Consider the following 18,139-nt stretch of genomic DNA (forward strand, 5'->3'; position numbering starts at 1 on the left):
TAGGCAAGGGGACCTTCACGGCATCGAGTCGATCACGCCACGTTTGCCTTACCTCTCAAATAACCGTCATCACCACTCACGAGTCCGATGGGGTGCGCCGACAGACCGGCCAGGTCCGCGGCGCGAACTGTGCACGATGGAGTGTTCGCACCCGAGGCCGATCTGGGTGAGGATGGGGGCACGAGCACGAGGAGGAAGATCATGGTGTCGTCGGCATCCGCGCGCAATCCGCTGTGGCACCCCTTCGCGGACATGGGAGCGGTCGACGGCGACCGGCTGGTCATCACCCGCGGCGAGGGTTCCTACGTCTGGGACGACGAGGGGAAGCGCTACTTCGACGCGACGGCGTCGCTCTGGTACGCGAATTTCGGGCACGGGCGCGAGGAGATCGCGGTCGCCGTCGCGGACCAGTTGCGGACGCTCGATTCCTACAATCTCTTCGGATACAACGCCAACGAGCCCGCGCTGAAACTCGCCGAGCGGGTCTCCGCGCTGGCGCCGGAACCGGGCTCGAAGGTGTTCTTCGGTTCGGGTGGCGGCGACGTCATCGACACCGCGGTCAAGATCGCCCGGTCGTATTTCGCGCATACCGGACGGCCGGAGAAGGTGCACGTCATCGGGCGCGTGCAGGGATATCACGGCACGCACGGGTTCGGCACGGCCGTCGGCGGCATCGCGGCCAACGCGGCGGGTTTCGGGCCGCTGCCGGGCGACATCTCGCACGTGCCGTACGACAGCGCCGAAGCACTCGAAGCCGAGATCCAGCGGGTCGGGCCGGATCGCGTCGCGGCGTTCTTCTGTGAACCGGTGATCGGCGCGGGCGGCGTCCTGCTCCCGCCGGACGGGTACATCGAGAGGGTCGCCGAGATCTGCCGCGAGCACGGTGTTCTGTTCGTCGCGGACTGCGTGATCGCCGCGTTCGGGCGGCTGGGGACCTGGTTCGGAATCGACCGCTGGGCGGTGAAACCGGACATGATCACGACCGCCAAGGGCATCACCGGCGGGACGATCCCGCTGGGCGCGCTGATCGTCGCGCCGCGGGTGACCGAGCCGTTCTTCACCGGCGAACCGGGCGCGCCGGTGCTGCGGCACGGCGCGACGTACGCGGGGCATCCGGTCGCGTGCGCCGCGGGGAACGCGACGCTGGACATCTACGAACGCGACGGACTCATCCCGCGCGGACGGGAACTGGAGAAACCGCTGGCGGACGCGCTTTCCGGGCTGGCGTCGCATCCGCTGGTCGCGGAGGTCCGGGCCGGGCTGGGCTTCCTCGGCGCGGTGGAGCTGAAGGCGGACGTCATCGCGGCGAACCCCGGCGCGGCGAACCGGCTGCAGCGGCTGGCGCGGGACGAAGGCGTTCTCGTGCGGAACCTGGCGAAGGGGATCGCGGTGTCGCCGCCGTTGATCGCCGGGGAGGCCGAACTCGACCTGCTCGCGTCGGCCTTGCCGCGCGCACTGGACAAGCTGGCCTAACCGGCTTCGGCCGCGGAACCGTTCTCGTCCGTACGGAGGAAGCCGGCGACCTGTTCGAGGGCGTCGGCCGCCTCCGGCAGGAACGACCAGAACAGATGGAAGACGTGCGTGCTGACCGGGTACAGGTCGAAACACACGTCGAGACCCTGCCCGCGGGCGTGGTCGACGAAGCGGCGCGTCTCGGGCAGGGTCACGTCTTCGGTACCGGACTGGACGAGCAGCGGCGGCAGTACCGACAGGTCGGCCTCGAAGACGTTCAGCAGGGGATCGGTCACCGGGTGGTCGCGGACGTAGAGCGAGAACCACCGGGCGACCGGGCCGCCGCCGGGTGGCTCCACCACGTCCAGCGCCGGGCACAGCAGGACCGCCTTGCCCGGCTGGGGAAGTCCTTCCTCCGCCAGTCTGAGCATGAGGGAAACGGCCAGACCGCCACCCGCCGAGTCGCCGCTGATGGTCAGTTGCCCCGGATCCGTGCCCTGGCCGAGCAGCCAGCGGTACGCGCGGAGCGCGTCTTCCAGCGCGGCGGGGAAGGGATGCTCCGGCGCGAGCCGGTAGTCCGGCACCAGGACGGCGGCGCCGGTCGCCGCCGCCAGCGCGCCGGCCAGCGGGCGGTAACCGAAGGCGGAGCCCGCGATGTACCCGCCGCCGTGCAGGTGCAGCACGGTCGGCCGATGACCCTGTCCGGGGGCGACCAGCAGTGAGGACACGCCGTCCGCCTGGACCGGTCTCACCACGGTGCCCTCCGGGATGGGCAGTTGCGCGTTGAACGCTTCGAAGGCTTCGCGCAACGCCGCGAGACCGCGCGCACCGTCCTCCACGACCGAATTCCACAGCAGCGTGACCCGCGCGTTCACCTCGCCACCGACCGAGCGCGTGAGGGCGATGGCGTCGTCCATGTCGGACAGCAGCGGGAGCGTGGCGCCGAGCAGCGCCTCACCGGCGAGGGTGAGTTCGACACGGTGGGTCGAACGGCGCAGCAACTGACAGCCGATCAGCTGTTCCAGCGCCTTGATCTGGCGGCTGAGGGCGGGCTGGGAGACGAACAGCCGGTTCGCGGCGCGGCTGAAGTTGAGTTCGTCGGCGACCGCGACGAAGGCCCGCAGATGCTTGAGTTCGATCGCGTCGGCAGCCGAGGGCATACCCAGCAGCCGCGGCCCGGCGGGACGTTCGGACATGGCGTCGAGTATCCCCGCCGGGGCCCGCGGGGGTGATGCGTTCCGCGCAAGACGGTGATGCGGGATCGGCCTTTCCCTTCCCCGCCTCGTCCGTGACAGGGTTGCTCATGACCGAAAAAGCAGGTCAGCGCGTTGCGGAACTCCGGATGCGGAGCGGTGTGGCGCGGGTGCATTGGCCTTCCGGGCGGCCTGCCGCCCCGCCGTTGGTGCTCTGGTTCGCCCCGGACGGAGCGGGTGCCGAACGGGTCGCGGCCTGCGGGGCGGTGGTCATCGCCGCCGGAGTGCCCGCGTTCCCGGCGGCGCGGGCGGTGCTCGAGTGGGCGGCGGCCCATCCCCGGAGCCTCGGGGCCGATCCGGGGCCGGTGCTGATCGCCGGGGAGGGGCCGGGGGCCGAACTGGCCGCCCGGGTCGCGAGGTACGCGCGGGAGCAGGGCTGGCCGCCGGTCAGCGAGGTCGACGGTGGTCCGAGGGGGATCGCCGCGCATCTCGGAAGAGCGAAACGAATCGTGGAGGAATGACATGAGCAAGGTCTTCACCGGCCTCGCCGTCTCGGTGGACGGGTACATCAGCGGAAAGCGGCTCGAGGGCGCCGACGAGTTCGGGAGTGGCCTCGGCGACGCGCCGACGTTGTTCGACTGGTACTTCGACGGCGACACCCCGAGCGAGGTGTTCGACGGGTTCAAGCTGAGCGAGCCGAGCGCGCGCTTCTTCGACTCCATCGCGAGCCGGATCGGTGCGATCGTCGTCGGGCGCACCACCTACGAGCACTCCAGCCGGTTCGGTGGCGGAAGCCCGCATCCGGCCGCGCCGATGGTCCTGCTCAGTCACCGGCCCGTGCCCGAAGCCGGCGAAAGACAGACCGTGATCACCACCGGTGTCGAGGACGCCATCGCCGCCGCGCGGGAGATCGCCGGGAGCAAGGACGTCGGCCTGATGGGCGGCGGGCTGGTCAGTTCCGCGCTGGCGGCGGGGCTGGTCGACGAGGTGATCCTTCATCAGGTGCCCATTCTGCTCGGCGGCGGCAGGAGGTTCTTCCACGAACTCCCGGAACAGGTGGAACTCCGTCTGCTGCAGGCGATTCCGGCTCCCGGTGTGACCCACCTGCACTACGGGGTCGGCCGATGATCCTCATCACCGGCGGGCTGGGCATGATCGGCGCGCACACCGCCCGCGCGCTCACCGACCTCGGTCACGACGTCGTGGTCACCGCGCATCGCCGCACCGATGTCCCGTCGTTCCTCGAAGGCCGGGTCACCGTCGAATCCGTCGACGTCACCGACCGGGACGCGTTCCTGGCCCTGGCCGATCGTCACGACATCGGCGACATCGTCTATCTCGCCGGGAGCATCCCCGGTGACGACCCGGTCGGCTTCTTCCGCGCGGACACCACCGCCCTGCTCAACGGGCTGGACGCCGCCCGCGCGTGGGGTGTCCGCCGGTTCGCCGTCGCCGGCAGTCTCGGTGTCTACATCGGACAGAAGGTTTCCCCGTGGCAGGAGGAACTCGCCCTGCCCGCCGTGGAGCTGCCGCATCCGATCGTAGCCTTCAAGAAGGCCGTGGAGCCGATCACCACCCACGCTTTGGCAGGCAGCGGGGTCCAGCCGGTGGTGCTCCGGATCGGGAGCATCTGGGGTCCGCTGATGGATCCGGAATCGCCGTTCAACCCCCTCCCGCCGTACATCAGCGCCGTCCTGCGCGGTGAGCGGCCGCCGCCACTGAACGCCGACGACGGGGGCGACAGCTGCTACGCACCCGACGCCGGCCGTGCGATCGCTTTACTGATGACCGCGGACACCTTGCGGCACACCACTTACAACGTGTCCCGCGGCCGCCCGTTCGTGCATCGCGAGCTCGTGGGCGCGCTGGAGGCGATCATCCCCGGACTCCGGCTCGACCTCCGGCCCGGCGGACAGACCGGGCCGTATCTCGACATCTCGCGACTCGTCGAGGACACCGGCTTCGAACCGGGTTTCGACGTCGCGGCCGCCGTCGCCGACTATGTCGCCTGGCGGGGGAACAACTCGCGGTAAACGACTGAAGTACGTGAAGGCCCCTTCATCACGCTAGGCGCGAAGAAAGGGGCCTTCACGTACTCGTGCACGAGGGCCTCGTGCCCGGTCATGAAGGGCGCGGCCGACGGGACAGTTCCCTTCATGACACCCCCAGTGCGACGGGCCCACGTGGGCCCGCCTCAGCGGAGGCGGAGTGCGAGGCCCCCGGGGTCCGCGATGGTGCTCGACACGGACGATCCCGGCATCACCTGGAAGTCATACGCCATACCGGCACATTAACGACCCGCCCCGACAATTCCGGGAACTCCGGCCCGCCGACCACGGTGAACCGCCACTTGTCGACCCCGCCGCCGATGATCTCGGCGTAGCGGCGGGCGCCGTCAGCGTTGGCGAAGCGCACCTGCTGGCCATTGGTGAGATGGGTGATCTTGACCGCCATCCGTGTCTCCTCTGCTCCGGTGCCGGCCCGCGGAGCTTCCCCCTCCGGGGCCGGCGCGCACAGTAGAACACACGTTCGATCGATGCGGCCAATCGAGTCCCCCGCCCGGGGTAGCCGTCCACCCCATCGGGGTCAGTGGCGCACCTTGAACCGCAGGTGGAGGACGCCCTCGCCCTGGATGACCACATGCGGATCCGCCAACAGATGCTGCCCGTCGATGCCGCCGAAGTAGCGCTTCCCCGAGCCGAACACGACCGGCACCACGTCCATCGCCACCTCGTCCACGAGGCCGGCCGCGAGGATCTGGCCACCCACTTCGCCGGCGTTCACGGCGACGAGCCGGTCTCCCGAGAGCTCCTGTGCCTTGTCGGTCGCGGCCTTCACGTCGTCGACGAAATGGTAGGACGCCTCGGGGTGCCAGCCCTCGGGTTTGGGCCGGTGCGACACCACGACCACGTGGTCGCCCGTGGGCGGACGGCCCTCCCAGCCGTTCACCAGGTCGAACAACGTGCGGCCCATCACGATCGTGCCGATCGCGGTCCACGTCGACCGGACGTATTCGGCCGACGCCTTCGAAACCTTGAAGGGGCTCCCGGATCCGGAATGGTCGAACTCGTCGTCACCCTCGATCGGGGTGTCCCCGTTGAAGTACCACTCGTGGAGCGGGCCGACGTCGTCGTTCTTGTCGGCGATGAAGCCGTCCACCGACACCACGTTGTGCATGATCACCGAGCCCACAGCGTCTCCTCGAGTCTCTTGCGCGTTCGCTTCCGATCCTTCCGGCTCGGGGGTGACCCGGTCTTGTAAAAAATCACTCGGCGGGCATCGGGCCGTTGTCCGGCGGGAAGTCCCGGTCGGCGGGGAACCGGCGCCGCAGGGCCAGGTACTCCGTCGGGGTGTGGCCGGTGAAGTCCTTGAACTCCTTGCTGAAGTGGGCCTGGTCGAAATACCCCGCCGAGTGGGCGTACTCCGACCAGTCGATCGGGCGAAGGGTGTCCACGGAATTGATCAACCGCGCGAACCGGTAGATCCGCGCCAGCCGCTTCGGCGTGATCCCGACATGAGCCTTGAACTGCGCGGCCAGGTGATTGCCGCTCACCCCGGCGGCCTCGGTCAGCGCGGCGACCGCGACGACGCCGTGGGAAATCTCCAGTCGCCCGCCGGTGTGCTGGACCAGCTCCAGGCCGCGCGAAGGTGCGTCGGCGAGTCGCGATCGCAGCTCGTCTTCCACCGCCCGCAGGGTCGCGGCGGGCGAGGCGAGGTCGCCGATCCGGTTGCGGATCCGGTCGACGGAGCGTCGCCAGACGTCGTCGACGGGCACCCATCGGTTCCGCAAACGCCTGGTCCACACGCCCATGAACCATCCGTCGGAGAACACCGCAGGCGGAACCGAGGGGTCGGAATCCCACAGGCGCGCCGGCTCGCCGAGGGTGAGGAACAGATGGGCCGACGGCATGGGCGGGATGTTCATCCGGCGATGGCGCGGCACCCCGGTCAGGCAGTAGATGTCGTCGATGAACCGGTCGAGCGGCGGGGCGGGCACCTGACCGACGTAATCCATGGCCTCAGTGTGGCCGACAAGGGACTCGCGACCGGCCGTTATCGCCGCATCGTCACCCGCGGCCAGGCGTCCAGTCCACGGGCGATCTCCTGGGCACGGATGGCTCGCAGACCGTCGGTGAGATCCCGGTCGTCGAGCGTCACGAAGCCGAGCCGGGAGTAGTACGGCGCGTTCCACGGCACCTCGGCGTACGTCGTCAGCGTCAGCCCCGCGAGGCCTTCCCGCGCCGACCAGTCCGCGGCGTGGTCGATCAGCCGCCGCCCGAGGCCCTTCCGCGCGTGGTCCGGATGCACGGACACCTGCTCGACATGGCCGTGGCCGTCGACGACCTCGGCGATCAGGTACGCCACCGGGCCGTCGCCGTCATCGCAGACCCAGGCCCGGCCCGCGCTCTGGTACACCGCGAGATCCGCGAGCGAGGGCGGGTCGTCGTCGGCGATCGCGGTCATGCCGAGCGCGCGGAACGGTTCGCCCGCGGCGCGTTCGATGTCCTGGAGCACGGGCAGGTCTTCGGGGACGGCGAGTCGGATCACGGATCGAGTTCTACTCCGCCGCGGGTGCCGGCGCGCGCGAATTACCCGCGCATCAGAGGGAAAACGACGAAACGGCGCGGTAGATCCGGTTCGCGTACGACTGGAGCGCGACGATGGCGGCCCGTTTCGCGTCGTCGCCGATGCGGGTCGCCGGGGCGGCGAGGCTCAGCACCGCGGGCCGGTGCCCGGAGCTCGGGATCGGCACCGAACACGACCAGACGCCGTCGTCGAGTTCGCCCCAGCTGACCGCGTACCGGTTGACACCGGCGCGTTTGACCTCTTCCCGCACGCTGGGCCCGCGACGCTGGACGATCGACGAAAGCCGTCTCTCGCGTTCTTCTTCCGGGAGCATGGCGAGCAGCATCTTGCCCGACGCGCCCGCGCCGAGCGGGACGGAATGGCCGGGCTGGAAGGTGAAGCGCATCGCGCGTTCGCATTCGACCCGGTCCGCGCAGACCGCGGCGTCGCCGAAATGCTGGAACAGCAGGACGGTCTCGCCGAGATCGCGCGCGGCCTCCTCCATCGCCGGACGCGCCAGCCGCGCGAGGTCGTTGGCCAGTTGCGCGGCCCGCGCGAGCGGCATCACCTGGCTCGTCACGTGGTAGCGCCCGGTCTTGCCCTCCTCCAGGAGCTGGAGTTCCTTCAGCAGTGCGACATAGCGGTACGTCGTGGCGACCGGGGTGCCGATCCTCGCGGCGAGTTCGGCGACGCTCGCGTCCCAGCGGCGTTCGGAAAACGAAAGCAGGAGCTGCAGGACCTTGCGTGAGCTGCTGGCGCCGGGGGTGCGTTTCGGGGGAGCGGTGGTGTCCAGGGATCGTGCGGCAGGCGTCATCTCGACCTCTCGCCGGGGCAATCACAAAGAGTCAAGAAAGTAGCACATTGTGTGAATTGCGGACCAGGGACTTTGGTCCACGAACAAGCGGACTTCTTGCTAGGTTCGGACGCATGGAAAAGCCATTGGCGGGCAAGATCGCCTTGGTCGCCGGCGCGACTCGCGGGGCCGGGCGGGGAATAGCGGTGCGGCTGGGGGCGGCGGGCGCGACCGTTTACGTGACCGGCCGCAGCACTGCTTCCCGGAGATCGGAAATGAATCGTCCGGAGACGATCGAGGAGACCGCGGCGCTCGTCGACGAGGCGGGCGGCCGGGGGATCGCGATCGGTGTAGACCATTTGGAGGCAGCGCAGGTTCGCGAGCTGGTGGCGAGGATCGACGCCGAACAGGGCGCGCTGGACGTACTCGTCAACGATATCTACGGGGCGCCCATCGAATGGGGCAAGACGGTCTGGGAGTCCACTTTGGACACCGGGTTGCGCACCCTTCGGCTCGCCATCGACACCCATGCCATCACCAGCCATTTCGCGCTGCCGCTCATGATCAGGAAACCGGGGGCGCTGGTCGTCGAGGTCAATGACGGGACCACCGCGTACAACTCGGAGAACTACCGGGTCTCGTTCTTCTACGATCTCGCCAAGACCGCGGTGAACCGGATGGCGTTCGCGCTGGGCCACGAACTGAAACCGCATGGCGGTACCGCGGTGGCGGTCACGCCCGGCTGGTTGCGTTCCGAAGCGATGCTCGACGCTTATCAGGTCACCGAAGAGAATTGGCAAGACGCGACGAAGGTGCAACCACATTTCGCGATTTCTGAAAGCCCTGCGTTCGTCGGCAGGGCGGTCGCGGCGCTCGCCGGTGACGCGGACGTGGCCCGCTGGAACGGGAAATCGGTGTCCAGCGGTGAATTGGCGCGGGAATACGGATTCACCGACCTCGACGGCAGCCGTCCCGACTGCTGGCGCTACCTCGTCGAGGTCCAGGATCCGGGCAAGCCCGCGGACGTCACCGGCTATCGCTGAGGCGTACGACGCAGGAACGGGGTGAGCAGGCCGGGCGAGGCCTGCTCCGCCATCGCCAGCCCGGCCGCTTCGCCGACGTCGACCACCTGATAGCCGCCCCTGCCGGCCGCGAGCGGCGCGGTCACGGTGATCAGCCCGGCGCGGCGCTGGAAGAACGAGCGGCTGACGACGATCCCGGTGATCCCCTCGCGCCGGATCGCCACCGTCGACCTGGCCAGCGAACCGGAGCGGCTGACCAGGTACCGCCCGACGATCGCGTGGCCGAGATTGCGGTAGCGGTCCCAGCCCACGAGCGCGGCGAACGGCAGAAGGCCGAGCGTGACCTGCCACATCCAGCCCGGCAGGAACTCGATCCACGCCAGGCAGGCCAGCACCGTCGCGAGGATCAGCACACCGCCGACGGCCCGGGTGAGCCGCCGGGTCAGCGCGCGCCGCGGATGCCGGTTCAGCGGCACGGTGGCCGGGTCGAAGTTCTCCCGTAGCACCTCGGCGGCGACCTCGTGGACCCGGCCGACGGGCGCGGGCGGCAACAGGAGACCGCCGCCCTTGCCCTCGCGCAGTCCGCCCGCGATCGCGGTGAGCCGCGCCCCGCCCGCGAGCCGCAGCGGCAGCGGTTCCTTCACCTCGACGCCGCGAAGCCGGGCCTCTTCGATGGACACCGAACGCGTGGTGATCAGCCCGCGCCGGATGTGCAGGGTGCCCTCCGTCTCCCGGGTGAGCTTGAAGTTCCAGAACGAAAGGACGTATCCGCCCACGGAAAGCAGCGAGACGACCACCAGCAGGGCGACCGCCGCGACGACGACGATCAGCCAGACCGCGGTGTTCTCCAGGTCGTCCAGGAGATCCCGCAGCGGGCCGACGCTGACCGGGTCGATCTGCAACTGGTTCGCGAAATGCCAGACCGCGGCGAACACCGCGCCCACCACGGCGAGCCCGGACAGCGTGAACGGCGCGTACCGCAGCCATTTCCGGTCCACCTCCGCCACGACCTGCTCCGGCGCGGGCGCCGCTTCGTTGTCGATGACGACTTCCTTGCGGTGCAGGAGAACCGTGCGCAGCCGCTGCGCCTCGGTCCCGCTGACGGCGTCGAGCACCAGCTGGTCGGAGCCCGGCCCCTGCGCATGCCGTCCGGTGCCGATGCGCACGGCGCTGAGGGAGAACAGGCGGTGCTTCGGCTCCGAGGTGACGTCGACCGTGCGGACCCGGTCCAGCGGGATCGCGCGATGCTTGCGCAGCAACAGGCCCGTGGTCCATTCCACCTGGCCGTCGGCGACGCGGTACCGCGACGTGAGGACGTGCGAGATGCCGATCAGCACGGTCAGCGCGGTGATGCCCAGCCCGAACCACTCCCAGCCGTTGCCCCGTCCGAGGATCACCGTCCCGATCAGCACCGGCAATGACTTGACGAGGTCGAGGACCGGCCGGATGAGCAGCATCCGGCGGTCCAGGCGGTGCCAATGGGTCAGCTCGGCGTCGTCGGTCGCCTCGGCGGTGCTCATGTCGCGTCGCCGGGGGTGGCTTGGGTGGTCTTCGTGAGTTCCGCGGCCAGCGCGAGCGCCTCGGTGTGATCGAGACCGGCGATCTTCACCGGACCCGCGGCCGAGGCCGTCGTCACGGTGATCTTCGCGAGCCGGAACAGCTGCTCGACGGGGTCGCGTTCGATGTCGACGGTCTGGATCCGGGAGATCGGCGCGATCCGCCAGTCCTGTTTGAGCCAGCCTTCCTGGGTGTACACGGCCTCGCCGGTGACCTCCCAGCGGTGGATCCGGTACCGCCACTGCGGCATGACCAGCAGATGCAGCGGAGCGAGCACGCAGGAGATAGTCAGCGTCACCGTGAGCCACGTCGGCGGGTCGTCGCTCGTGAGCACGAACACCGTCTGGATCCCGACGAACACCGTCCAGCCGACCGCGGCCCACACCGTCCAGTACCCGATCGCGCGACGGCTCACCCGGTTGGCGGGCGGGCGCAGACTGAGCCGTACGGGCGGTGCTGTCTCCTCGGTCACCCCTCCAGCCTGCACCACTTCGCTATGGACCCCCACGACAACCGTCACGCCATGGATAGGATCTCGGCCACCATCGGCGGAATGGATGCCCCCTGTCGGGGCGTTGCCACCCTGAGACGGTTGTAAGCACGAACGCTGGAGGATCTGGTGGCGCTGGACCCGGAAGACCTGTACGAGGTGGACTCGGACGTCCCTGACCTCGGCGGGGCGGTGCTCCTGCACTACTTCGACGGGTTCATGGACGCTGGTTCGGCGGGCAAGCTCGTCGCCGAGCACCTCCTGAACTCGTTCGAGCACCGGGTGATCGCCCGGTTCGACGTCGACCGCCTCATCGACTACCGCTCGCGCCGCCCGACGATGACCTACTCGATCGACCACTGGGAGGCCTACGACGCCCCCGAACTGGTCGTCCACCTGCTGCACGACGCCGACGGCGTGCCGTTCCTGCTGCTCACCGGCCCGGAACCGGACCACGACTGGGAGCGGTTCTGCGCGGCCGTGCGCGGCCTGGTCGAGCGTTGGGACGTCCGGCTCACCACCGGTTTCCACGGCATCCCGATGGGCGCGCCGCACACCCGCCCGCTCGGGGTGACCGCGCACGCGACCCGCGACGAACTGGTCGGCGAGCACCGGCCGCTGCCGAACCGGATGCAGGTTCCGGGCAGCATCGCGGCCCTCCTGGAGTTCCGCTTCGGCGAATGGGGGCACGACGCCGCCGGTTTCGCCGCGCACGTGCCGCACTACCTGGCGGAGTCGACGTACCCGAGCGCGGCGCTGCACCTGCTCGAGGCGGTCGCCAGGGCGACCGGGCTGAACCTGCCGGACGGGGACCTGCGGGAAGCCTCGCGTGAGGCGGACGCGGAGATCGACCGGCAGGTCGCCGAGTCGGACAAGGTCGCCGACGTCGTGCGCGCGCTGGAGCGGCAGTACGACACGTTCATGGAGGCGTCCGGCAAGGAGAGCCTGCTCGCGGAGTCGGTCGAGCACATGCCGACCGCGGAGGAGCTGGGCAACCAGTTCGAGCGGTTCCTGGCCGAGCAGCAGAACGGTGGCGACACCCCGGAGCGTTAGCCGCTCCTGATGCGCGCGTGAAGGCCTCCTTCCCTCGGCTCAGCCGAGGGAAGGAGGCCTTCACGCGCATCGGGGATCGGTAGCGTCTGGTCTGTTGCTAACACGGCTACCGGCCTTCGGTGGTAAGCAGTGGGCGCGACGGCTGAGTCCGTCCCCGGTTGGTGTGCACACCACAAGACGGCAGGCATCTACATATTCGAGTCGCCGGCGCCCACGTCGTCTGAGGCGGTTGGGCTGCTGACCACGACTCAACCGATTGTTTGAACCGAATCGGGGGGTTAAGGACCTCGGCGATCTTCGGAAGATCCTCCGGTCGGGCCTTGGCTGCGAAAGTTCGCGCGGTCAGCCACTTACAGACCGGTCGAGTGATTCCGCCGATCACTACACCGGAGGCGGCAAGAATCGTCGTCAGTTCGGTTGGACCAATCGCCATCGTCGCACTCTCTGCGTGCCTGACCAGGCAGACAAAGGCGCGTCAAAGCCTGGCCAGTGTTTCCACTGGGCAAGCTAAGGCAAATCCCCGAACTTCCTCAGCGCGGCTGAAAGATGCCTCACCGCATCACCTGCCTCAAGGGCTTTCGCGTTCGTTTCCCCTCGAATCCGCGAACTTGAGACGTGTGGATGCGGTTTGAACTCGCCGCATCGCGCGCCTACCAGGCCACTCCGAGTCGGATGGTCTCATGTCCGCTCCCTGTCGAACTCTCGTGTCATGATCCTCGCCGGGGAGACAAGGAAGCTACTTTGAGCCATGCCGAAGCAGTCGCCGCAGCGCTGACCCTGAGATGGTGGCCTTGCCGGGGGTGTACGACGGACTACGCCAGTCCGCAGAGCAGGCGATCAGCCATTTCAGGACCGTGAAAGCGAGCATTTCGGCATATCTGGGCGATCTCGGCATGTCGGAAACTCCGGCAAATTTCGAGGTCAGCGTGTCGAGGGCCGAAGATGGAGCCCGAGGCCGGCCTGGTGTGCACACGACAACCGCCCAGACGAAGCCAGGCCCGGTCTCACGGGACCGCGTGGATGAGCTGAAGCGAGATCTTCCGCCACGCGTCGACCGTGCGGAAGGGCACAAGACGCACGGGCGGTGGGTCACGGGCTCGGGCGAAGGGGACGTCGGGCACATCGTGAGCGGCCGTGACGACATGGAAGCCGCAGCCGTCCAGTTCTTCAAGGACCAGGGCGCCCGGCGGATGCCTTCCACGACTGCCGACGTCGAGGTCAAGTTGGCGGTTCATATGCAGAAGAATGGCGTCACCAGTGCAACCGTCGTCGTCAACAACGAAGTGTGCAAAGGCCCGTTCGGCTGTGAGACGTTGGTCCCTAAGATCTTTCCTCAAGGAAGCGCGCTCACCGTGTACGGGACAGCGCCGGATGGCACCCCGATCGGGACGACCTACCTCGGACAGAGAAAGAAGCCATGATCGAAGCTTGGTACGACGGCAACGTGACCGGAGCGACCACGGTCACCACGGCGGCCGATCTCGACCGTGTTCTGGACGCTGTGGCGGCTATGAAAGGGCCGACGCTCGCCGAGCTGTACACGGACGGTGACCCGGAAAAGTCGTGGCTTGAGATCGGCTTGCACGGCGAACGGGCGAGCCTGCGGTACGTGGGCGACGACGCACCGAACGGGGCGCACTCGAAGGGCGGGACGTTCCCGCTGCCGCCGGGCGGAGAGGTTCTCTACTACTTCATGAACAACCCTCGGGAGTACCCGGACGACGCGGAGATCCCCGTAGACGTCGCCCGGCAGGCCGCCCATGACTTCCTCACCTCCGGCGGGCAACGGCCGTCCGGCGTGGACTGGACCGAGCAGGATGGGCCGCTGTAGTACTTGGCCCGCGCACGGCTGTGCTACGTTCGTCGCTAGACAAAGTCTTCTGTCCGGGGCATGCCCCGCTGACCAGATCAGCTGGTTCACTTCGACGTGCTGCGGGGTCGGAACTTTGTACGCGCTCCTTATCGGGCTTCCATGCCTGACATTGATCATCTTGGTGTGGCTCACCTACAAATACGATCGGCCAGTGTCGATCTCTGTAGGGCGATGGCTCAAGGTCATCGCACCGCGCCGTAACGACCGGTCGCTGCATCCGCCACCTGCGGGTGCAGCCTCATGGGAATCGGACAGCAGTTCGGCCCGCGGCGCATGATCGACGCCCGGAGACACCACGTCGCCAAGGACGCCGCACCTGCACATCGTCCGCCCGTCGTGTCCCGTGCGCCATGGGCTGGCCATGACCGATAAGGCAGAAGGCCCCCAACTGTCGAAAGCTCCGACGCGTTTGCGCAGGTCGGAAACAAGCCACTGCAGAAGGGGGCCTTCACGCGCATCAGGGATCAGTGGTCGATGGCGACCATTTCCCTCGAATGCTTCGGCCGTTCGATCTCGTCGACCAGCGCGACCGCGAGATCCGCGTAGGAGAACGGTCCGGCGTCCTCGGCGCGCGGCAGCACGCGGTGATCCCCGCTGCGGTACTCGCCCGTGCGGTCGGCGTGCTCGTCGATCATCGCGGGCGGCGGCGCGATGACCACCCAGTCCAGCGTGCCGCCGGACGCACGGAGGACCTCCAGCTCCGCCGTGTGCCCGAGCGAGAACTCGCGGTGCTCCGCGGGCCAGCCGGGTTGGTCGTGGAACGCGACACCCGGTGCTATCTCCAGCGCCGACCCGACGCCGACGACGACGAGCCTCGCGACGCCGGCCCGGCCGAGGCCGTCGATCAGGGCGTGCGCGGCGGCCGGGTAGTACTCCCGCGCCGGGAGATCCGCGCGATAGATGGAACTGATCGCGGCGTCGTGCCCGGCGGCGGCCTTCGCGACGTCGTCCGCGACCGTGACGTCGGCGGCGATCACCGTGACGTTGTCACCGGCGAGATCCGTGTGACGGCGGGGATCCCGGACGGCGGCGGTCACCTGGTGCCCGCGGCTCACGGCTTCGGTGACGGCACGGCGTCCTCCGCGGCCGCCTGCCCCGAAAATGACGATCTTGCTCATCGTGCTCCCTTTTCCGCGCCGGTGACCGGATCACCGGCGGCGAACGCGATGGTAGGAGCGGACCCCTCGGTTACCGCAACGAAACCGGTGCCGGTGTTCTGAAGCCGTTCACCCGAACGGTGCTGGTGTATCGTCCCGGAATGCGTCACCTGGTACCCCATTCGGCCCTGAACACCTTGCGCTATTCGGCCCGCGGCGCCCTCGGCCGCGGCCTGCACCGGCTCGCCCGCCGGTTCCACGATCCCTATACCGAAGAGCTGAACAGGGTCGCCGCGGAACTGCGTGCGGAGATCGTCCGGCAGGGGGATCGCTGTTTCGATCGCGTCATCGAGTTCGAGATCCGGAGCCGCCGCGACATGATCTACGCCGGTGATCAGGAAGCGGCGCGGGACAGCAATCGGTTCGCTCGCGAGCATCTGACCGGCACTCGCCACTTCGCTCGTCCACAAGAGACACTCGCGTACGCGCTTTCCCTTGCCCCGACTGGCGGAATGGCCCTCGAATTCGGCGTCGCGAGCGGGAACACCTTGCGCGTGATCGCCAAGGCGCGCGGCGGTGTCGAGACCTACGGCTTCGACTGGTTCCAGGGCCTGCCCGAGAACTGGCTCAACGGGATGCCCGCCGGTTCGTTCGCCCGCGACGATCTGCCGGACGTTCCCGGTGCCGAACTCGTCGTCGGACTCTTCGCCGACACACTGCCCGGATTCCTGGAGCAGCACGAAGGCGTCGTCGATTTCCTTCACGTGGACGGAGATCTGTACAGCTCGGCGAAAACCGTGCTGGATCTGGCGGGCCCGCGGCTGCGGCCGGGCAGCATCGTGCACTTCGACGAGTTCTTCAATTACCCCGGCTGGCAGCAGCACGAACACAAGGCGTGGCTGGAGTACGTCGAACGCACCGGCGTCGAATTCGAGTACGTGGCCTACACCTACGCCGACAACCAGGTCACCGTGCGCATCACCGGCTAACGAGAGGTCAGCGTGGTTCCACACTGGGCGACGGGAGTCAGTGGCACGCTTTCTGTCCGCAAGGGACAAGCTAGAGATGCGCCGTGTCTTACCGCGGAGTCTCTCACGGTCGCCATGTAGTGAAGGCCTCCTTCCCTACCTTGAGGGTAGGTAAGGGGGCCTTTCACGGCGGCGAGCCGTGCCTTGCCGCCGCGTCGAGCTGGCACGATGTCGCCATGACCGACCTGGATCTGCTGGAGGCCGCCCGCGGTGACGAGGCCGCGTTCGGCCGTCTCGTCCAGCCGTACCGTCGCGAGCTGCACGCGCACTGCTACCGGATGCTCGGCGGTGTCCAGGTCGCGGAGGACGCGGTGCAGAACACGCTCCTCGGCGCGTGGCAAGGGATCGCCGGATTCGAAGGCCGCAGTTCGGTGCGGTCGTGGCTCTACCGGACCACCACCAACGCCTGCCTCCGGCTGGCCGACCGTGCGCCGAAACGGTTGCTGGCGCGGGAGTACGGCCCGCTGCGGACCGGCACGCGGGATCTGGGCGCGCCGGTGACCGAATCGGTGTGGATCGAGCCTGGACGACCGGGTCGGCGGGCCCAGTCGGCAGGCGATCCTGCGCGAGCTGGGGGAGGACAAACAGCGGGAGCTGGTCGACGCTTTTGTCACAGCTTGGGAACAGGCCGACGTCCCCGCGCTGCTCGAACTGCTGACCGAAGACGCGCGGTTCACCATGCCGCCGTTGCCCGCCTGGTTCTCCGGACGGGAGGCCGTCGGCCGGTTCCTTCGTGAACGGGTCGCCGAAACGCGGTGGAAGTTGTTCCCGATCCACGCGAACGGACAGCTCGCTTTCGTGGCCTACCAGGGAGAACACGGTGCGGAGGAGCTGGGGCTCGGTGCCGTCACCGTGCTCACGCTCTCGGCGGGACGGATTCTCGAGATCTCCGGTTTCGCGGACCCGGCCATGTACGCGGGCTTCGGCCTCGCCGAACGGATCTCGGCGCGGTAGGAGGGGAAGACGCGCCAGGGTTACCCCGAGCGGGTGAACGCGGCGGGCCACTTGGCGGGAGACGGCGGTAACGAATGTCCGTTCTGCGGCGACTGATCGTTGTCCGCACCGATCGGCGCGACGCCCCCGACCGGAATAGTGAGAACCGATGAAGCTTCGAAGAGCCTCACTTCTGTCTCTGGTGGCCGCTGTGGCCACGATCATGCTGGTGGCACCGGCCTCCGCGCTCGCGGCGCCGCCGACCAGCGCGGTGGAGGTCTCGCCGACCACAGTCCAACGTGGACAGACGTTCACCGTCACACAGACCGTCTACAACGCCGACCCGACTTCGACCATCGAAGGGGGTAAGGCCACCCTCTACGGCAAGGAATCCTCGCTGCCGGCGCTCGTCGACCTGGTTTCCTGTCCCGGCGCCTTCGCCTGCGACATGCTCGGCAGCAGCATCCGCGGCGGGGTCGGCACCGTGACACCCGGTCAGAGCAAGACCGTGGTGTTCACCTTCCGGGTCAAGGACGACGCCGCCCTGGGCAGTGTCACCCTGCAGCACCAGTTCGTCGGCGACAACTACAGCTTCGAGATCCTCGACGGTCCGGTGCTGACCATCACTGACGTGCCGACCACGGCCGACCTCGGCGTCACGTTGACCGCGTCGCCGCGCGGGATCCTGACCTCGTCGATCGAGTACACGGTCAAGGTCACGAACGCGGGGCCGGCCACGGCGTCCGGGATCCGGGTGGCTTCGACCCTCGGCAACGGGCTGCGCTTCACCGGCTCGTCCACCTGCTCGAACCCGAGCGGTACGAAGGTCGTCAACTGCGACTTCTCCTCGGTCGCGACCGGATCCAGTGGTACGGCCAAGTTCTCGGTGGCCGCCGGACTGCTGACGCTCGGACCGGTCAAGACGACCGCGAAGATCACGCAGAGTTCCGTCACCGACCCTAACGCGGCCAACAACACCGCGTCGTCCACCTGCACCGCGATCACCGGGCTCCTGCTCACCTGCTAGAACCCCGGTTCCGCGAGCAAAGAACTCGTGAGTGGTAATGACGGTTCTAACCGTC

General features: G+C 68.4%; 21 protein-coding genes. 12 read left to right on the top strand and 9 right to left on the bottom strand.

Features of this window, described 5'->3' with window-relative positions:
• Positions 1-201: 201 nt before the first annotated feature.
• On the top strand, positions 202-1,473 hold the full coding sequence (locus tag L324_RS36660) for an aminotransferase family protein (RefSeq protein ID WP_037320094.1): 1,272 nt from the start codon (positions 202-204) through the stop codon (positions 1,471-1,473).
• On the opposite strand, the gene L324_RS36665 is transcribed toward L324_RS36660, so the two are convergent.
• A complete protein-coding gene (locus tag L324_RS36665) occupies positions 1,470-2,648 on the bottom strand; it encodes an alpha/beta hydrolase fold domain-containing protein (RefSeq protein WP_037319890.1) in 1,179 nt (392 codons plus the stop codon). The two genes, L324_RS36660 and L324_RS36665, sit on opposite strands and share 4 nt — an antisense overlap.
• Before the next feature lie 107 nt (positions 2,649-2,755).
• Between L324_RS36665 and L324_RS36670 the strand changes: the two genes are divergently transcribed.
• Genes L324_RS36670 through L324_RS36680 form a run of 3 tightly spaced genes read left to right on the top strand, consistent with a single transcriptional unit; the run spans position 2,756 to position 4,678 of the window.
• The gene (locus tag L324_RS36670) at positions 2,756-3,166 is read left to right on the top strand and encodes an alpha/beta hydrolase fold domain-containing protein (RefSeq protein WP_051174313.1); all 411 of its coding nucleotides are present in this window, start codon (positions 2,756-2,758) and stop codon (positions 3,164-3,166) included.
• Between the two features lies 1 nt (position 3,167).
• Complete coding sequence (locus tag L324_RS36675) at positions 3,168-3,773, top strand: dihydrofolate reductase family protein (protein WP_037319894.1); 606 nt, start codon at positions 3,168-3,170, stop codon at positions 3,771-3,773.
• A complete protein-coding gene (locus L324_RS36680; RefSeq protein WP_037319896.1) occupies positions 3,770-4,678 on the top strand; it encodes an NAD-dependent epimerase/dehydratase family protein in 909 nt (302 codons plus the stop codon). The genes L324_RS36675 and L324_RS36680 overlap by 4 nt, the downstream gene beginning before the upstream one ends.
• Positions 4,679-4,904: 226 nt before the next feature.
• Here L324_RS36680 and L324_RS36685 read toward each other — a convergent pair whose 3' ends face one another.
• From L324_RS36685 to L324_RS36705, 5 genes are all read right to left on the bottom strand, one after another.
• Positions 4,905-5,099, bottom strand: coding sequence for a hypothetical protein (locus tag L324_RS36685; protein WP_037319897.1), 195 nt, complete (start codon positions 5,097-5,099; stop codon positions 4,905-4,907).
• Between the two features lie 132 nt (positions 5,100-5,231).
• Positions 5,232-5,837, bottom strand: a complete 606-nt coding sequence (locus tag L324_RS36690) for a dihydrofolate reductase family protein (protein WP_037319899.1) — start codon at positions 5,835-5,837, stop codon at positions 5,232-5,234.
• 73 nt (positions 5,838-5,910) lie between these two features.
• On the bottom strand, positions 5,911-6,660 hold the full coding sequence (locus L324_RS36695) for a helix-turn-helix domain-containing protein (RefSeq protein ID WP_037319901.1): 750 nt from the start codon (positions 6,658-6,660) through the stop codon (positions 5,911-5,913).
• Between the two features lie 38 nt (positions 6,661-6,698).
• Positions 6,699-7,193: a GNAT family N-acetyltransferase gene (locus L324_RS36700; protein ID WP_037319903.1), complete on the bottom strand. Its 495-nt coding sequence runs from the start codon at positions 7,191-7,193 to the stop codon at positions 6,699-6,701.
• Between the two features lie 52 nt (positions 7,194-7,245).
• Positions 7,246-8,025: an IclR family transcriptional regulator gene (locus tag L324_RS36705; RefSeq protein ID WP_037319905.1), complete on the bottom strand. Its 780-nt coding sequence runs from the start codon at positions 8,023-8,025 to the stop codon at positions 7,246-7,248.
• A 113-nt stretch (positions 8,026-8,138) separates the two neighbouring features.
• On the opposite strand from L324_RS36705, the gene L324_RS36710 reads away from it, so the two are divergent.
• On the top strand, positions 8,139-9,047 hold the full coding sequence (locus L324_RS36710; protein WP_037319906.1) for an SDR family oxidoreductase: 909 nt from the start codon (positions 8,139-8,141) through the stop codon (positions 9,045-9,047).
• Here L324_RS36710 and L324_RS36715 read toward each other — a convergent pair.
• Complete coding sequence (locus tag L324_RS36715; RefSeq protein ID WP_037319908.1) at positions 9,038-10,546, bottom strand: PH domain-containing protein; 1,509 nt, start codon at positions 10,544-10,546, stop codon at positions 9,038-9,040. The genes L324_RS36710 and L324_RS36715 overlap by 10 nt on opposite strands.
• The gene (locus tag L324_RS36720) at positions 10,543-11,055 is read right to left on the bottom strand and encodes a PH domain-containing protein (protein ID WP_152547111.1); all 513 of its coding nucleotides are present in this window, start codon (positions 11,053-11,055) and stop codon (positions 10,543-10,545) included. The genes L324_RS36715 and L324_RS36720 overlap by 4 nt, the downstream gene beginning before the upstream one ends.
• A 147-nt stretch (positions 11,056-11,202) precedes the next feature.
• Here L324_RS36720 and L324_RS36725 point away from each other — a divergent pair, with 147 nt between their 5' ends.
• The 3 genes from L324_RS36725 (at position 11,203) to L324_RS36735 (ending at position 13,957) form a co-directional block, all read left to right on the top strand.
• The gene (locus tag L324_RS36725; protein WP_037319912.1) at positions 11,203-12,126 is read left to right on the top strand and encodes a proteasome assembly chaperone family protein; all 924 of its coding nucleotides are present in this window, start codon (positions 11,203-11,205) and stop codon (positions 12,124-12,126) included.
• Positions 12,127-12,911: 785 nt separating this feature from the next.
• Positions 12,912-13,547, top strand: coding sequence for a DddA-like double-stranded DNA deaminase toxin (locus L324_RS41115; protein WP_161780907.1), 636 nt, complete (start codon positions 12,912-12,914; stop codon positions 13,545-13,547).
• The gene (locus L324_RS36735) at positions 13,544-13,957 is read left to right on the top strand and encodes an Imm1 family immunity protein (protein ID WP_037319914.1); all 414 of its coding nucleotides are present in this window, start codon (positions 13,544-13,546) and stop codon (positions 13,955-13,957) included. The genes L324_RS41115 and L324_RS36735 overlap by 4 nt, the downstream gene beginning before the upstream one ends.
• Before the next feature lie 506 nt (positions 13,958-14,463).
• On the opposite strand, the gene L324_RS36740 is transcribed toward L324_RS36735, so the two are convergent.
• Complete coding sequence (locus L324_RS36740) at positions 14,464-15,117, bottom strand: NAD(P)-dependent oxidoreductase (RefSeq protein WP_081736586.1); 654 nt, start codon at positions 15,115-15,117, stop codon at positions 14,464-14,466.
• Positions 15,118-15,257: 140 nt separating this feature from the next.
• Between L324_RS36740 and L324_RS36745 the strand changes: the two genes are divergently transcribed.
• The 4 genes from L324_RS36745 (at position 15,258) to L324_RS36755 (ending at position 18,084) form a co-directional block, all read left to right on the top strand.
• Positions 15,258-16,085 carry a class I SAM-dependent methyltransferase gene (locus L324_RS36745; RefSeq protein WP_037319917.1) on the top strand — a complete coding sequence of 276 codons (828 nt, stop codon included), beginning with the start codon at positions 15,258-15,260 and terminating at the stop codon, positions 16,083-16,085.
• Between the two features lie 215 nt (positions 16,086-16,300).
• Positions 16,301-16,861, top strand: coding sequence for a sigma factor (locus tag L324_RS43785; protein WP_235783754.1), 561 nt, complete (start codon positions 16,301-16,303; stop codon positions 16,859-16,861).
• Positions 16,779-17,078 carry a nuclear transport factor 2 family protein gene (locus L324_RS43320; RefSeq protein ID WP_328286163.1) on the top strand — a complete coding sequence of 100 codons (300 nt, stop codon included), beginning with the start codon at positions 16,779-16,781 and terminating at the stop codon, positions 17,076-17,078. The genes L324_RS43785 and L324_RS43320 overlap by 83 nt, the downstream gene beginning before the upstream one ends.
• Before the next feature lie 190 nt (positions 17,079-17,268).
• The gene (locus L324_RS36755) at positions 17,269-18,084 is read left to right on the top strand and encodes a DUF11 domain-containing protein (protein ID WP_152547112.1); all 816 of its coding nucleotides are present in this window, start codon (positions 17,269-17,271) and stop codon (positions 18,082-18,084) included.
• Positions 18,085-18,139: the final 55 nt, after the last annotated feature.

The sequence above is a fragment of the Amycolatopsis orientalis DSM 40040 = KCTC 9412 genome (assembly GCF_000478275.1).
GTDB classification, from domain to species: domain Bacteria; phylum Actinomycetota; class Actinomycetes; order Mycobacteriales; family Pseudonocardiaceae; genus Amycolatopsis; species Amycolatopsis orientalis.